The 14458-nt window shown below is 70.6% G+C and carries 15 protein-coding genes and 1 pseudogene; 7 read left to right on the top strand and 9 right to left on the bottom strand.

Going from position 1 to position 14458, the window contains the following annotated elements; genetic code table 11:
- Positions 1-107 precede the first annotated feature (107 nt).
- Both ACIQ7D_RS29270 and ACIQ7D_RS29265 read right to left on the bottom strand, forming a co-directional pair.
- A complete protein-coding gene (locus ACIQ7D_RS29270) occupies positions 108-281 on the bottom strand; it encodes a hypothetical protein (protein WP_403942587.1) in 174 nt (57 codons plus the stop codon).
- Positions 282-982: 701 nt separating this feature from the next.
- The gene (locus ACIQ7D_RS29265) at positions 983-1735 is read right to left on the bottom strand and encodes an SDR family NAD(P)-dependent oxidoreductase (RefSeq protein WP_403942584.1); all 753 of its coding nucleotides are present in this window, start codon (positions 1733-1735) and stop codon (positions 983-985) included.
- A gap of 120 nt (positions 1736-1855) precedes the next feature.
- On the opposite strand from ACIQ7D_RS29265, the gene ACIQ7D_RS29260 reads away from it, so the two are divergent.
- From ACIQ7D_RS29260 to ACIQ7D_RS29250, 3 genes are all read left to right on the top strand, one after another.
- Positions 1856-2812, top strand: a complete 957-nt coding sequence (locus ACIQ7D_RS29260) for an AraC family transcriptional regulator (protein ID WP_403942582.1) — start codon at positions 1856-1858, stop codon at positions 2810-2812.
- Between the two features lie 135 nt (positions 2813-2947).
- On the top strand, positions 2948-3469 hold the full coding sequence (locus ACIQ7D_RS29255; RefSeq protein ID WP_403942759.1) for a recombinase family protein: 522 nt from the start codon (positions 2948-2950) through the stop codon (positions 3467-3469).
- Between the two features lie 210 nt (positions 3470-3679).
- The gene (locus ACIQ7D_RS29250; protein ID WP_403942580.1) at positions 3680-4207 is read left to right on the top strand and encodes a GNAT family N-acetyltransferase; all 528 of its coding nucleotides are present in this window, start codon (positions 3680-3682) and stop codon (positions 4205-4207) included.
- A 115-nt stretch (positions 4208-4322) separates the two neighbouring features.
- On the opposite strand, the pseudogene ACIQ7D_RS29245 reads toward ACIQ7D_RS29250, so the two are convergent.
- From ACIQ7D_RS29245 to ACIQ7D_RS29230, 4 genes and pseudogenes are all read right to left on the bottom strand, one after another.
- Positions 4323-4751: pseudogene (locus ACIQ7D_RS29245) on the bottom strand (response regulator); the annotation flags it as partial.
- Positions 4748-5959 (bottom strand): sensor histidine kinase, encoded by a 1212-nt coding sequence (locus tag ACIQ7D_RS29240; protein ID WP_403942578.1) that lies wholly within the window; start codon positions 5957-5959, stop codon positions 4748-4750. The gene ACIQ7D_RS29240 and the pseudogene ACIQ7D_RS29245, both read right to left, overlap by 4 nt.
- A gap of 71 nt (positions 5960-6030) precedes the next feature.
- Positions 6031-6843, bottom strand: coding sequence for an ABC transporter permease (locus ACIQ7D_RS29235; protein ID WP_403942575.1), 813 nt, complete (start codon positions 6841-6843; stop codon positions 6031-6033).
- Positions 6840-7766, bottom strand: a complete 927-nt coding sequence (locus ACIQ7D_RS29230) for an ABC transporter ATP-binding protein (RefSeq protein WP_403942573.1) — start codon at positions 7764-7766, stop codon at positions 6840-6842. The genes ACIQ7D_RS29235 and ACIQ7D_RS29230 overlap by 4 nt, the downstream gene beginning before the upstream one ends.
- Before the next feature lie 168 nt (positions 7767-7934).
- On the opposite strand from ACIQ7D_RS29230, the gene ACIQ7D_RS29225 reads away from it, so the two are divergent.
- Positions 7935-8249: a hypothetical protein gene (locus ACIQ7D_RS29225; protein ID WP_403942571.1), complete on the top strand. Its 315-nt coding sequence runs from the start codon at positions 7935-7937 to the stop codon at positions 8247-8249.
- A 16-nt stretch (positions 8250-8265) separates the two neighbouring features.
- Here the strand turns inward: ACIQ7D_RS29225 and ACIQ7D_RS29220 are convergent, their stop codons facing one another.
- Both ACIQ7D_RS29220 and ACIQ7D_RS29215 read right to left on the bottom strand, forming a co-directional pair.
- Complete coding sequence (locus ACIQ7D_RS29220) at positions 8266-9168, bottom strand: serine hydrolase (protein WP_403942568.1); 903 nt, start codon at positions 9166-9168, stop codon at positions 8266-8268.
- On the bottom strand, positions 9158-10138 hold the full coding sequence (locus tag ACIQ7D_RS29215) for a LysR family transcriptional regulator (protein ID WP_403942566.1): 981 nt from the start codon (positions 10136-10138) through the stop codon (positions 9158-9160). The genes ACIQ7D_RS29220 and ACIQ7D_RS29215 overlap by 11 nt, the downstream gene beginning before the upstream one ends.
- Positions 10139-10282: 144 nt before the next feature.
- Between ACIQ7D_RS29215 and bla the strand changes: the two genes are divergently transcribed.
- From bla to ACIQ7D_RS29200, 3 genes are all read left to right on the top strand, one after another.
- Entirely contained in the window at positions 10283-11257 is a 975-nt protein-coding gene (gene bla, locus ACIQ7D_RS29210; RefSeq protein WP_403942564.1) for a class A beta-lactamase, read from the top strand.
- 661 nt (positions 11258-11918) lie between these two features.
- The gene (locus ACIQ7D_RS29205; protein ID WP_403942562.1) at positions 11919-13418 is read left to right on the top strand and encodes an aspartate aminotransferase family protein; all 1500 of its coding nucleotides are present in this window, start codon (positions 11919-11921) and stop codon (positions 13416-13418) included.
- A gap of 78 nt (positions 13419-13496) precedes the next feature.
- A complete protein-coding gene (locus ACIQ7D_RS29200; RefSeq protein ID WP_385001784.1) occupies positions 13497-13712 on the top strand; it encodes a hypothetical protein in 216 nt (71 codons plus the stop codon).
- Positions 13713-13766: 54 nt separating this feature from the next.
- Here ACIQ7D_RS29200 and ACIQ7D_RS29195 read toward each other — a convergent pair whose 3' ends face one another.
- Positions 13767-14408, bottom strand: coding sequence for an HAD family hydrolase (locus tag ACIQ7D_RS29195; protein WP_403942559.1), 642 nt, complete (start codon positions 14406-14408; stop codon positions 13767-13769).
- Positions 14409-14458: the final 50 nt, after the last annotated feature.

Genomic DNA, 14458 nt, shown 5'->3' with positions numbered 1-14458 from the left:
TTCGCCCCGGAACGCGAGGAAGCCCCGACCGGCGTCTCCGGGGGAGGACGGCCGGCCGGGGCTATAGGGCCCGGCCACGCACGGCCGGGCCCCCGTTCGGTGTGGCGCTACGAGCCGGCGCCGCAGCGCATGCACGGGATGGTGACGGGTCCGGTGTTGGTGACCATCACCGTGGGCCCGGGGCCGAGGCACTTCCGCCGTCCCGCCCGCTGGCTTCTGATGGTGCGCCAGACGAGCTGGCACTTACGGACCGCGGCCATACGGCTCTCAGATGGACTCATACCGGCACCATAGGGGTCAGGCCGGTCAGTTCGGGCCGGATTGGCCGTCCACGTCACAGTCCGCGTCTCCGCAGTTCGGGACGTGCTGGCAGTTCGCCCCCGCCTTCGGGCCGGGCTGCCACAGTTCCGTGTCGACCTGGAAGCCGGCCGCTGCGATGGCAGCCTGGGTGAACTCCAGGATGCCGGGGACGGCCTGGTGCGTGGGGTTCGGTGGATATGGCCACCCGCCTCAACCTCACCGCGGTCACGGTGCCCAGCCCTCGTACAGCGGGCGATGAGGAGCCGGCCGAGGAAGGTGCGGACGCGTAAGGGCGGTCCAGTCCCGCCACCGACGCGGTGCCGGTGACACGGGCCACCAGCTCGGCGTCTACGAACGGGCGCCGTTTGCACTGTTCGACCAGCTCAGCCAGGTGCTCGCGCGAAAATGCGGTCAGCCACGGCTTCCCGTCGAACTGCGGATCAGACGCGTGGACGACCGACTGATCCGGCACCAGCGCATCATCTCGGAGCCATTGGCGACCACCGTTCCTCACAGATCACCTCGGGCAGGCCCCCGCCACCGCCCCGCCCGACTCCGTCCGTCCCCCCTTCCTTCCTGCCTCCCAGCACCCGCCGCCGCGCGTCAAGAGCGTGAAGAACGAAGAAGAAGCAGCTCAGAGGCTTGGCGTTTCTCACCGATCAGCAAGGATCGAATCAAGTTCTCAGATCTGGTTCTGCCCGCCGTCGACGTAGATGTTCGCGCCGACGATGTAGCTGCTCTGTCCGGAAGCGAGGAACGCCACGACGGCGGCGACCTCCTCAGGACGCCCTATGCGGCCCTTGGCCACGGTCGCGGCGACATTCTCCTTAACAGCGGACAGTGTCTCCTCGCCGCCGAAAATGTTGGCGAGTCCGGGAGTTTCCACCCCGCCCGGCGACACCGCGTTGACCCTGATGCCCCGGCCTTTGAGTTCGTTGGACCATGTCCGCGCGAATGACCGGACGGCGGCCTTGGACGCCGCGTACGCACCGAACGCCTCCATGCCGTTGTCGGCGGCTGTGGAGGAGGTCAGGATGACCGAGGCGCCGTCATTGAGCAGCGGGAGCGCCTTCTGCACGGTGAACACAGTGCCCCGGACGTTGACTCCGAAGGTCTGGTCGAAGTGGTCTTCGGTGGTCTGCTCCAGCGTGACGAACGCACCGACCGCCGCGTTCGCGACGAGCACGTCCAGTCCCTGTCCCCGGGCCCGGACCGCGTCGTAGAGCCGGTCCAGGTCGGCTGCCTCGGAGATGTCGCCGGCCACCGCGGTGGCCCTCGATGCTCCGATGGTCTCGATGGCGGCGTCCAACTCGGTCTTGCGCCGGCCTGTGATGAACACGTGCGCGCCCTCGTCTGCCAGACGTGCGGCGGTGGCCAGACCGATTCCGGTGCTGCCGCCGGTGACCACTGCTGTCCTGCCCTCAAGCTGTCCCATGCGAGTGTCTCCATAGCTCTCTGTGTTGACCTGCTTCGAGCCATACTTCAGGAACACCCCGGTACGGTGCATCATGTGTAGTCCTTATTTCTTTACGTATCGTCCAGAAAGGAGGCGGGAGTGCTCGGCTCCAGCGATCCGATCGCCGACGTCATCGGTCTTCTGCGCCCTCGCACCGTGATCGACCCCGGTCTTCATGCGGCAGGACCGTGGGCGCTGCGCTTCGATCAGTCCTCGCATGTCAAGCTTGGTGTCGTCGCGCGCGGCGCATGCTGGCTGACCCTTGACGGGCACAAGCCCGTACTGCTGGAAGAGGGCGACTTCTACCTGCTGGGCAACCCCCCGCCTTACGTCCTGGCCAGCACACTCACCGCACCATCGCGCCCCGCGAAGCCGGTGTGGGGGAGCGCCAAGGACGGTGTCGTACGCATCGGCCCGGAGGCCGAGGAAGACACATACCTCTGCGGCGGGCACTTCTCGTTCGAGGACACGAACACCCCAGTCCTGACCCAAGTCCTGCCGCTGCTCGTGCTTGTCCGTGCCGCAGATCCCCGAGGCAAGCTCCTGGCACATCTCAGCGAGCTCCTGGTCTCCGAGACCAGGACCGCCGCCGCCGGCAGCTCTCTCGTCCTGAACCACCTCGCACAGGTCCTGTTCGTCCACATGCTGCGCGCCCACGCCGAACAGGCCGATCAGCCCACCGGCTGGCTGGGAGCGCTCAACGACGACGGTATCGGTGCAGCCCTTCGCGCCATGCACACCGACGCAGCACACCCCTGGACACTCAAAGAGCTTGCCGGTATCAGCCACATGTCACGTTCCGCGTTCGCCTCATCCTTCAAGGGCCGGGTCGGAACCACCCCGCTGGACTATCTGATCCAGTGGAGAATGAGCCTCGCCCGCGACGCCCTGAGCCACGGCACGCGAACGATCTCCGAACTCGCGTTCATGATCGGCTACAAATCCGAGAGCGCGTTCAGCACCGCATTCCGTCGCGTGGTCGGCTCCTCACCCAAACAATTCCGGATCAGTAGCACTGGGGCCGACAACCCGAAGGTCGCACAAGCGCACGGGTGACCGAAAGGCGCCGCGCATGTTCGCGAACACACGGCTCGTTTGCGTGGCGCTCACCTATCGACCGATTGATGACAAGATCGGTAAGTGGCGGCGCGCGACCGGATCGGCGCCGGATCATGCCCATGAAACGGCGTCATCCACGCACTCAACACAGCGGGCTGCATCCGGATCTTCTCCGACAAGAAGTCCGGCAAGAACGCCGAACGCGAGGAACTGTGGAAGGCCCTCGACTACCTGCGCGAGGGCGACACCCTCGTCGTCCCGTCGCTGGACCGGCTCGGCCGTTCCATCCAGGACCTCATCGCGATCGTGTCCGGCCTGCGCAAGCGTGGGATCGGCTTCACCTCGCTGCACGAGGCCCTCGACACGACCACGCCCGGCGGGCGCCTGGTCTTCCACGTGTTCGCGGCCCTGGCGGAGTTCATCCGCGAACTCATCGTGCAGGGCACCAACGAAGGCCTGGACGCCGCCCGCGCCCGCGGCGCCCGACTCGGCCGCCCGCCGGCGATGACCGAGGAGCAGGTACGTCACGCCCGCGACCTACTCGCCCGCCCGGAGAACACCGTCACCTCGATCGCCAAGCTCCTCGGCGTCTCCCGCAACACCATCTACAACTACCGTGCCCGAACTCAAGGGTGGTCGCCTCGCACTCGCTGAGGCGACGAGAATTCGGCTGTACCGCCGATGAGCTGGGCTTCAGCCCATCAGCGGGAGGACGCCCCCTCTCGATAGCTCCGGAGGCCCCGTGAGGCCCGGGGCCCCAGAACTTCGGTGTCCACTACCGGGGCTTGACCACCCTTGCGCCGGACGCGAGCGTCGCCCAAGAGTGGGGAGACCGCTGCCGAACCGAACTGAACGGAGGCGACTGTGAACGCCGCTGAGCTGGACGTCCGCCACTACGGCCATGAAGACCTGCCCGAGATCCGGCAGACCATCATCGATGTGCACGCCGAGGCCCAGGGCGACGACCAGGATGACGAGTTCAAGGAGAAGTTCCCCTGGTTCGTGGACCACTGGGGCGGTAACCCGGCCTATTCCTGTGTCATCGCGTACGACGGTGACGAGGCCGTGGGCTTCGCGTACGGGGCGCCGTCGGCTTCCCGGCGGGAGTGGTGGCGTGAGTACCTCGACCCGGCTCCGGTGCGGTCCAGGACCTACTCCTACTCGGAGTTGGCCGTCGTTGCGAAGTGGCGGAAGAAGGGCGTGGCGGAACTGCTCTCCCGCGCGCTTCTGAGCGGCCGGGAGGAGGACCTCGCCGTTCTCCTCGTCGACATCGGGCACCCTCGGGTGCAGGCGCTGTACGAGTCCTGGGGCTTCCGGAAGATCGGAGAACGCCGGCCCTTTCCGGACTCTCCGCTGTACGCGGTGATGCTGGCCGAACTCCCCCTGGAGTGACGCCGGAAGCGGGGATGTCGGCCTTGCTCTCCCGGAGGCCGGAGAGGAGCAGGGGCGCGGTGGGTCAGCGTCGGTCCTGTTCGCGGGTGATGTGCGCCGCGGTGTGGCGGTTCTCCGCGCCGAGGGGGGATTCGCCCGCCGCGATGGCGTCGGCCGCGAGTTCCTGGTCGATGTAGCGGCTGCCCGTGTGGACCGTACGGATGATCCGCGCCAGGTGGTGCGCGGAGACCGTTTTGGTGACGAAGCCGCGTACCCCGATGCGCAGCGCCCGTTCCAGGGAGCCGGCGTGGGCATGGCTGGTGACGATCATCGAGGCGCATGCCGGGACCGTGTCGCGCAGGCGCTCCGCGACCGTCACGCCGTCGAGGCCGGGCATCTGGAGGTCCAGGACGGCGACGTCGGGGCGGTGTGTCCTGGCCAGGGCCAGGGCCTCGTCGCCGGTTCCGGCCTGGGCGACGACGGTGATGTCGTCCTCCAGGGTGAGGAGGGAGGCGAGGGCGCCCCGGATGAGGTGTTCGTCGTCCGCCAGCAGCACCGTGATCATGCGGCTTCCTCCCAGGGGACGCGCGCGGTGAGGCGGAAGATCCCGCCGGGGCGCTGTTCGGTGGTCAGCGTGCCGTTCAGGGCCGCCAGGCGTTCCTTCAGCCCGTTCAGGCCGGTGCCCGTGCCGGACGGGGGGTCGGAGGCGCTGTCGTTCTCCATCACCAGCAGGGCCTCCGCCGGGCCCGCCGTACGCAGGGACATGTTGCAGCGGGACGCGCCCTGCGCGTGGCGGAGCACGTTCGTCGTCCCCTCGCGGACCACCCAGCCGAGTGCCGCCTGCACCTGGTCGGGCAGGCGGGCCGCCGGCCCGTACTCGATGCGGCAGGTGATGCCCGCCGCCTCCAGGACGGAGCGGGCTCCGGCGAGTTCGGTGTGCAGGTCGGCGGTGCGGTAGCCGCGTACGACCGACCGGATCTCCCGCTGGGAGTCCTGCGCGATGCGCTGCACCTCCAGCATCTGCTCCCTCGCCTCGGGGCGGCCGCGCTGTGCCAACTGCGCGGCGAGTTCGCTCTTGAGCGCCACGACGGCGAGGTTGCGGCCCAGTACGTCGTGCAGGTCGCGGCCGAAGCGCAGCCGTTCCTCGGCGACGGCGAGCCGGGCCTGCGTCTGCCGTGCGGCGGCCAGTTCCTCGATCAGCCGGACGCCCCAGCCGGAGGCCCGGAACGCCACGGCCATGATCGGCGCCATGAACACGGTGCCCCCGATCACGAGCGCCAGCTCCGTTCCGGAGAGCCCCACCACCACGCTGCCCGCCCCGACGGCCACCGAGACCACCGCGACCAGCGTCGCCGCCGCCCGGCGCGACAGTGCCAGCGTGGGTGGGCCGGCGTAGAGCATCGACAGCCAGAACAGGTACGGCGCCAGGCTCTGGTCGTCGATACGACCGGTGGCCAGCAGCGCGAACCCCCACCCGGCCATGGCCACCGTGACGGCCGTGTACACCGCGACCAGCGGGTAGGGCCGCCGGCCCGCGCCGATGTAGTGGCGCAGGGCGGCGCGGGAGAGCGCCATCTGGACGGCGGCGTGCGCCACGCCCAGGACGGCGACGGACGTCAGCGTGAGCGTGCCGCTGTCCGTCTGCATCAACCACAGCACCCACAGGCCGACTTCGAAGAGAGCGAAGTAGGCGAGGCTGACGTGGGTGTACCGGCGGTAGCGGTCGAGGCCGTCCGGCTCACTGAGCCGTTCCACCCAGTCGTTCACGGTCATGGTGCCGCTCCGCTCCCTCGTCCTGGTTCCGCCGTACGCACTCATGCCGTACGTACGCGTGCCGTACGTGCTCACTGGCGCGGGCTCCAGCGGAACCACCGCCGCACGCCGAACGCCACGACGCAGGTCCAGGCCAGTGCGGCGAGCACCGGGCGGCCCTGGTCCAGGACGCCGAGGTCGCCGGTCCAGCCGCCCTGGAGGAGATCCATGACGGGCGAGAACGGCAGCCAGGCGGCGATGTCGGCGGCCATGCCGGGCAGCACCTGGCGCGGCATGAAGACCCCGGAGCCGGCCATGCTCACCATCATGAACGGCAGGAACGTCAACTGAGCGCTCTCCGCAGTCCGGGTGAAAGCGGCCGTCAGCGCGGCACCGGCCACGAGCAGCACGATACCGAGCAGCAGACCGAGGACCACCAGGTGCGGGGCCTCGGGCAGGGGCGCGTCCAGGACCACCGTCAGACCGATCGCCAGCAGGACGCTCTGCACCAGCGCCAGCACCACCGCGGGCAGCGCGCTCCCGGCCAGGATCTCCCCGTCGCGTACCTCCCCCGTACGCAGCCGCTTGAGCACCAGGCTCTCGCGGCGCGTGACGTACACGCCGACCAGGTTGGTGTAGATGGTGAAGAAGAGGCCCATGGCCAGGGTGCCGGGCACGAGGACGGTCGCGATCGACAGTCCGGTGCCGGCCAGATCGAGGTCCTTGACCAGGCCGCGCGCCGACAGCGGCATGATGACGGGCAGGACGAGTGCGGTGAACAGGGCCGCCCGGCTGCGCAGCAGCAGGGACAGCTCCGCGCGGGCGAGGGCGGTCATACGGGCCGCGGGACCGGGCGGTACGGGCGCCGCGGCGGCCATCGGCCGGGCGGGGGTGGTCGTCGTCATCGGGTCTTCTCCTTGCCCAGGTCCTTCGCGATCTCCATGAACGCCTCTTCCAGCGACGCCGACCGGGCGTCCAGGGCGCGCAGCGCGACCCCGGTCCGCTGGGCCCAGACGAGCAGTTCGGTGGCGGTGCGCTGGAGGTCCCGGGTCTCCAGGTGGACGGTCCTGCCCGCGGTCTCGTGCCGGACCACGCCCAGCGGCGCGAGCGGCGGCAGCTCACCGAGGAAGCGGTCCTGGGGCAGCTGGAAGCTGATCCGGGACGGCCGTTCGGCGACCACGTCGGCCACCCGTCCGGTGGTCGCGATCAGCCCCTGGTGCATGATCGCCAGCCGGTCGGCCAGGTGTTCCGCCTCCTCCAGGTAGTGCGTGGTGAGCAGTACGGTCGTGCCCTGGCTCTTCAGCTCACGGATCAGGTCCCAGGTGTCGTGGCGGGACTGCGCGTCGAGGCCGGTCGTCGGCTCGTCGAGGAACAGCACCTCGGGGCGGCCGAGCAGGGCGAGCGCGAGGTCGAGGCGGCGGCGTTCACCGCCGGAGAGCTGTTTGACCCGTACCGAGCGCCGGGCGCTCAGGTTGGTCAGCTCCAGGGCCTCCTCGGCGGGGCGGGCGCCGGTGGTGCATCCCGCCCACATCCGTACGGTCTCCAGGGCCGTCAGCTCCGACGGGAAGCCGCCTTCCTGGAGCATCACCCCGATACGGGGCCTTGTCGCGGCCCGGTCGCGGTACGGGTCCCGGCCGAGCACCCGGACCGTCCCGCCGGTCGGGGCGGCCTGGCCCTCCAGGATTTCGAGTGTCGAGGTCTTGCCCGCTCCGTTGGTGCCCAGCAGGGCGAACAGTTCTCCGCGGGCGACCGTGAAGTCGATGCCGCGTACGGCGTCGAACCCCTGGTAGCTCCGCCTCAGTCCGACGGTTTCGATGACTGCGTCCATGGACTCCACACTCCCGGCGGTACGGGCGCCGCGGCAGTGCGGTCTGTCATGGGATCCGCTGACAGACGTCAGGAGATGGCATGACAGACCGCACAGCGGACCGGCGTGGACCCCGCTCCACGCCGGGGGCGTCGCTCCCCGGACCGCGTGCCGTGGAACACTCCACGCGTGTCCGCCTGGATAACCTCGCGCCGCTTGGGCGCCACCGCAGCCCTGTACGCCGTCTTCGTCGGCGGCTGGTATCTCGGCCAGCCCCTGGAGGGCGTGGGCTGCCGGCCCTACGAGGCGACGGTCGAGCCCGGGCCCGTGCCCGCGGACACGATCAGCGAGCCCGGCGACCTCTCCGGAGACTTCACCGGGTCGTACCAGGCCCTGGAACGGGTCTTCACCACCAAGGTCGTCGACACCGCCGTGGTCGTCCCGTGCGACTTCGGGACGCCCCGGCCCCGTCTGGTGGCCTGGGTGACCGGCGACTGGCGCTGAGGGAGGGGCGGGGCGTCTAGCGCTGGCGGAGGTGGTCGCGGAGTCTGCGGGCGACCTGTGCCATGAGGGCGTCCGCGCCGGGCTGGGTGCTGGCGGGGACGCGGGACTCGGTGAGTACGGCGATGGCGAAGCTCTCGCCGTCCGCGTGCTCCACGACGCCGATCTCGTGGCGGAGGTTCATGAAGGTGCCCGTCTTGGACGACCAGGCGGAGGCGTCCGAGCTGAAGTCCGGGGCGAGCCGCTGCCGCATCAGGTTCTCGCTCATCAGGGTGCGCAGACGCGCGGCGACCTCCGGGTGGACGGCCGACGGTGTCCACAGGAGCTGGAGCAGTTCGACGAAGGCGCGGGCCGTGCCGGAGTTCGCGCGGGTGACGTCGAGTTGCGGCACGCGGTGCCCGCGGCCGCCCGTACCGGACTCGATCGCCAGCGCGTGGGCCAGGTGGACGTCGGCGGCGGTGAAGCGCTTGACGGGGGTGTCGGTGAGCGCGTTCATCGTGTGCCGGACGAAGATGCCGCGCAGCCCGAGGCCGCCGAGCATCTCCGCCACGTCGGACGGCGGGGTGAGCGCGAACAGCGCGTCGGCCGCCACGTTGTCGCTCACCGCCATGCAGAGGTAGAGCAGGTCGTCGAGGGCGATGCGGGCGGGGTGACGGAACCGGCTCAGCCCGGTGGGTCCTGGATCGGTCATCCGCCCCGGGACCACCTCGACCGGGGACGCCCCGTCCAGCTCGCCGCGGCGGATACGGTCGAGGGTGGCGAGCGCGAGCGGGACCTTGATCAGGGAGGCGGCGGGGAGCTCCAGGTCCGGGTCGATGCCCAGCTCCTCGCCCGTGTGCAGGTTCCGTACGAGCAGCGAGGCGGTGAGACCTCCGTCGTGCAGCTCCCGCCGCAGTGCGCCGATCAGTCGTTCAGGCTTCACGTGGGGCGCCGTCCTCCGTTCCCGTTCCTGTTCCGGTGCTGGTGACGGTTTCCGGTCCCGATCCGGTTCCGGCTCGCGTTCCGGATTCGGTTCCGGTCCCGGTCCGTGCGTCGAGGCAGCGGCCGATGTGTTCGCCGAGCCGCTGCCGGATCCGGTCGGACTCCCCGCCCGTACCCGCGACGACGGTGAAGCCCCGGACGAGTTCGACCTCCCCGAGGGGCCGCCAGATGAGGCGGAGATCGGCGGCCTCGGCGCGGGAACAGAGCAGAAGGTCGTCCGAGCACAGCGCCTCCGCCGCGCCGGCGGCGAGCCCGCTCGCCATGACGTGCTGCGAGGGCCGCAGCCCGACCGCGTCGCAGAGCCGCTTCAGGGGGTCGCGGATGTGCGGGACATCGTCCTCGGGCTGGATCCAGATACGGCGGTACGGGGCGGTGTCCGTCCGTCCGGGCCGCAGCGTCTCCACGTAGACGCGCTCCACCCCCGGGTCGCGCGCACCGGCGAGTCCGAGGGGCACCTGCCAGGTCGCCTCGGCGGGCGGCAGGGCGATCAGGGCCGCCCGTACCTCCTGGGAGTGGAGGAGTTCGGCGCGGTGTGACGGGGTGGCGAGGCAGAGTTCGAGGGGGATGCCGTCACGGCGGCCCCCGGCGACGAGGCGGGCGAGGCGCCCCGTCGAGCAGGTGTCGGGGACGGCGAGCCGCAGCCGCCTGCCCTTGGCCGTCTCCGCCTCGTCCTCCAGCGTGTCGGCCGCCCGCAGCAGGCGCCGCGCCGCCGGGAGCACGTCCTGGCCGAACGGCGTGAGCGCGACCCGGCGCCCGTTCCTCTCCAGCAGGACCTCACCGAGGTGCTTCTCCAGCGCGGCGACCCGGCGGCTGGCGACCGACTGGGACATCCGTGCCGCCGCCGCGCCGATCGTGAAGCTGCCGCGCTCGCTCACATGGACGAACGCGAGACAGGCCCTGACAAGATCCATGGCGAGCCATCCTATGCGGAAACAGCATCGCACCGCTCATTTCTGGCTTGGACCGCATAGCCGCACCGCCCTCAGGATGCATCCAGATCACCGGCCCGCACTCCGGCGGGCCGGTGTGCCATGCGCCAACGGAGGTTCGAACCCATGCGTGACGTTCCTGCTCGCCGTATCGCCCTGGGCACCCTCGTGCTCACGCTTCTGCCGCTCACCGCGTGCGGCGGGGCGGAGACCACATCGGCAGCCCGGGAGGAGAGGACCCGTACGGTCGCGTCCGTGTCCGACGTGGGCGACGGCCGCGCGTCCGGCTCCAGCGCCTCCGGCTCTTCCGCGTCCGGTCTGTACGACGGCCGGTTCAAGAAGCTGGAGAGCAAGTTCGACGCACGTCTGGGCGTCTACGCCCTGGACACCGGCACCAACCGCGAACTGGCCTTCCGGGCCGACGAACGGTTCGCCTACTGCTCCACGTTCAAGGCGCTCCAGGCGGGCGCCGTCCTGAAGAAGCACAAGTCGGCCGGCATGGACCGGAGGATCAACTACACGGCGGACGACCTCATCCCCCACTCGCCGGTGACCGAGAAGCACGTCGACACCGGGATGACCGTGGGCGAACTCGCCGACGCGTCCGTCCGTTACAGCGACAACGCGGCGGCCAACCTGCTGTTCGACACGATCGGCGGTCCCGCGGGGCTCGGCGCCTTCCTGAAGAGCATCGGCGACGACGTCACCCAGGTCGACCGCTACGAGCCGGACCTGAACGAGGCCGCTCCCGGGGACACGCGCGACACCAGCACGCCCCGGGCGTTCGCGAAGAACCTTCGCTCCCTCGTCCTGGGCGATGTCCTCGGCAAGGGGGAGAAGGAGCTGCTGACGAAGTGGCTGAAGACGAACACGACGGGCGCGAACCTCATCGCCGCCGGGATGCCCGAGGGCTGGACCGTGGGCGACAAGAGCGGTGGCGGCGAGTACGGCACCCGTAACGACATCGCCGTCGTCTGGCCCGACCGGGGCGCCCCCATCGTCGTCGCGGTGATGTCGACGCGCGACGAGCCGGACGCCGCGTACGACGACGCGCTCGTCGCCGAAGCCGCCTCCGTGGTCGCGGACGCGATGGACCGCTGACCCGGCTCGCGCCGGTCCGGTTCGGGGAATTCCGTCCGGGCCGGTGTGACGTGGCGACGTGGCGACGTGGCGACGTGGCGAACTCTTCTTTGTCCCGAGGAATCCCAGGTGACCGCGGAGCTCGGGAATTCCCCGGAACGGTGACGGCAGAACGTGACGCGATCCGACGGAAAATGACGGAGCCAGACGGAAGTCGAAGGAACGCCACGTCACCCGGCCCGGCCCGAGGCGGCGCGGCGGGAGTTCGCGGGCGGGTGAGCGATCGAATCCGGTCGCGGAACGTGTACGGAGAAAGGCGCCGGCGGCGCGGGAGCCCATGACGCGGTGACCGTCCCCGGCGGGGAGGCGTCCCTCGTCGGGGGTACGGCAGAGGGCCGGCCGTGTGGTCGAAGGCCAGGTCCCGGCCCTCCGCCCGCTCCGAACCGCCGTCCGTCCGGGCGCCGTCACGGGCGGGCGCACCGCCCCGGGTGATACCGCCGCCGGGGCCGGACGCGACGGGCGATCGCGATCTTTTCGGCCAATTCAGAGGATTCGGTCATGCCCGACTTCCTTTCGCCGCATTCTGGATCTCCGTGAAGACGGAGCCGCGTGAAACGTGAATTCCGTCGAGTCCGTCCACCTTTTTCGAACACATTCCCGGGCAGGAGTGACCATGATCCCGATGAATCCATCCGGCTTGCCTGTTTCCGGCGTTCCTGGTGATCGCGGAGTTCCCGGTGATCCCGGCGCTTTCGGTGATCCCGGAACCTTCGGCGATCCCGGCTCTTTCGGCGGTCCCGGATTTCCCGGCGCTCCCGCCTCCGCCTCCGCCGGAACCTGGAACAGCGGCGCCCTGTTCGAACGCGCCAAGAAATCCCTCGCCGGCGGAATCAGTTCCTCCTCCCGGCTCGCCTCCACCGGCCCGTATCCGTATCCCCACCCCCTCTACGTCACCAGCGGCTCCGGCGCCCGCGTCCGGGACGCCGACGGCGACGAGTACATCGACTTCCTCGCCGCCCACGGCAGCGCCGTACTCGGCCACGCGCACCCCGCGCTCACCCAGGCCCTCACCGGTGCCCTGGCCGGCGGGACCATGTTCGGCACCTGCAACGTGCCCGAGGTCGAACTCGCCGAACTCGTCCGGGCGATGGTCCCCTGCGCCGATCTCGTCCGCTTCGCCAACTCCGGCTCGGAGGCCGTCCAGGGGGCGATACGGGCCGCGCGCGGCCACAGCGGGCTGTCGAAGATCCTCAAGTTCGAGGGCCACCAGCACGGTTGGACGGACACCCTCGCGGTCTCCCACCGCCCCCCGGAAGCGGCGGCGGGCCCCTACGGCGCCCCGCACTCCGTGCCGCACTCCCCTGGCATCCCGTCCGGTGTCAGCGCCGATGTGGTCGTCTGCCCCTGGAACGACCCGGACGCCCTCGTCGCCGTACTCGACGCCCACCGGGGCGAACTCGCCGCCGTCATCTGCGAACCCATCGTCGCCCACAACGCCTGCACGATGCCCGCCCCCGGCTATCTGCGCTTCCTGCGCGACGAGTGCACGGCGCGCGGCGTCCTCCTCGTCTTCGACGAGGTCTGCACCGGTTTCCGTACCGGACCGGGGGGCGCGCAGGCCCTGTACGACGTCGTGCCCGACCTGGCCGTCTACTCCAAGGCCCTCGGCGGCGGGCTGCCCATCGCCGCCTTCGCTGGCCGCCGCGAGGTGATGGCCGCGCTCGCCAACGGCCGGGTCGACCACGGCGGTACGTACAACGCCTCGCCGCTCTGCGCGACCGCCGCCCTCGTCACGCTCACCGCGCTCGCCGATCCCGCCGTCGTCAAGAGGATCGACGACACCGGCCAGCGGATCATGGAGACCATCCGCAGGGCCGCCACCGACCACCGGGTGGAGTGCGCGGTGCAGGGCGTCGGGGCGATGTTCCAGGTCGTGTTCTCGCCGGGCGGCGCCCCCACCCGCGACTACCGCGACACGCTCCGTCTGGACCAGCGGCGGTACGCCGTCCTCCGCCGGGAACTGCTGCGCCGCGGTGTGCTCGTCGACGCGGACGGACTGGCCTGCTGGTACGTGTCGGCCGCCGTGACGGAGGACGACACGGACCGGACCTGCGCCGCGATCGACGAGGTCTTCGCCGCTCTGGGAAGAGGGGGAACACCGGGCGCGGAGGGGCGGATGTGACGCACGCTACTGTCCGGACCTGAAGATGGCGTGCCCGAGATGCTGCGGACGGGACGAGATCGTCGCACTCTTGGCCGTATGAGTGATGCACCGATCGTCGTCCACCGGGCGTCCGGGACCGGCGGGCGGCGGGTCACGGTCCGCGGGCGGATCATGGGACTCGCCCATTCCGACGACCACCTGGTCGAATTCCTGCGGCTCGCCGGACTGCCCGACGCCTGGGAACTGCTCGACGACCCGACCTGGGTGGAGTGGCAGGGCGGCCCCGCGCACGAGTACAGCGTGGTGGTGTGAGGGCCGCTCGACCCCCGCGCCCGGCCTGGGCCGCCGCCCGGCCCCCGGCGGTGATCAGTCCGCCACGATCGCGGCGAGCTGCGTCAGGCTGTCGATCCGCCAGTCCGCCGCCTTGACCACGGCCGGGTCGTCCGCCCACAGATACCCCCACGGCCCGCGCCGCAGATGCGCCGTGCGCAGGCCCGCCTCCTTCGCGGGGAACAGGTCGTACGCCGGGTGGTCGCCCACGTACACCGTCCGGTCGGGCGCCGCCTCCGCCGCCTCGGTCACCCGCGCGAAGAACTCCGGGGACGGCTTCGCGACGCCCCACTCGCCCGAGGTGGCGACGAGATCGGCCGGCAGGTCCAGGCCGCGCAGCAGTTCGCCGGCCCGGGCGGTCTGGTTGCCCGCGAGGACGACCCGGACGCCGAGCTTCCGCAGGCCCGCGAGGGCCGGCCGTACATCGGGGTAGAGGTCGGACTCGTCGAGATGCTGGCCGCGCCCCGATGCCTCCCTGGCCCGGTACGCCTCGGCGATGTCCATGCCGGGCCGGATGAGGCGCAGCGCGTCCGTGTCGTCCCTGTCCTGGACGGTGGCGGCGCCGACCAGTGCGGAGACGGTGTGGCGCGGAATGCCGAGCCAGTCGGCCCAGGAGGCCCAGTGGCGGTCGTCACGCACCAGGGTCTCGCCTACGTCGAACACGATGGTTTCGATCATCGGCCCCAGCGTAGGGGGATACGCTCCGCCGATTGTCAGTGGCTGGCCGT

The organism is Streptomyces sp. NPDC096310, assembly GCF_044763125.1.
Taxonomy (GTDB): Bacteria; Actinomycetota; Actinomycetes; order Streptomycetales; family Streptomycetaceae; genus Streptomyces.
The sequence above is the reverse complement of the archived record's forward strand: the minus strand, read 5'-3'. Positions and strand labels throughout refer to the sequence as shown.

What these genes read in the sequence shown, in the direction of transcription:
- ACIQ7D_RS29270 (WP_403942587.1), bottom strand. Translation starts at nt 281, where the DNA reads ATGAGTCCATCTGAGAGCCGTATGGCCGCGGTCCGTAAGTGCCAGCTC.
- ACIQ7D_RS29265 (WP_403942584.1), bottom strand. Translation starts at nt 1,735, where the DNA reads ATGGGACAGCTTGAGGGCAGGACAGCAGTGGTCACCGGCGGCAGCACC.
- ACIQ7D_RS29240 (WP_403942578.1), bottom strand. Translation starts at nt 5,959, where the DNA reads ATGACCGTGAACGACTGGGTGGAACGGCTCAGTGAGCCGGACGGCCTC.
- ACIQ7D_RS29235 (WP_403942575.1), bottom strand. Translation starts at nt 6,843, where the DNA reads ATGACGACGACCACCCCCGCCCGGCCGATGGCCGCCGCGGCGCCCGTA.
- ACIQ7D_RS29230 (WP_403942573.1), bottom strand. Translation starts at nt 7,766, where the DNA reads ATGGACGCAGTCATCGAAACCGTCGGACTGAGGCGGAGCTACCAGGGG.
- ACIQ7D_RS29215 (WP_403942566.1), bottom strand. Translation starts at nt 10,138, where the DNA reads ATGGATCTTGTCAGGGCCTGTCTCGCGTTCGTCCATGTGAGCGAGCGC.
- bla (WP_403942564.1), top strand. Translation starts at nt 10,283, where the DNA reads ATGCGTGACGTTCCTGCTCGCCGTATCGCCCTGGGCACCCTCGTGCTC.
- ACIQ7D_RS29205 (WP_403942562.1), top strand. Translation starts at nt 11,919, where the DNA reads ATGAATCCATCCGGCTTGCCTGTTTCCGGCGTTCCTGGTGATCGCGGA.
- ACIQ7D_RS29200 (WP_385001784.1), top strand. Translation starts at nt 13,497, where the DNA reads ATGAGTGATGCACCGATCGTCGTCCACCGGGCGTCCGGGACCGGCGGG.
- ACIQ7D_RS29195 (WP_403942559.1), bottom strand. Translation starts at nt 14,408, where the DNA reads ATGATCGAAACCATCGTGTTCGACGTAGGCGAGACCCTGGTGCGTGAC.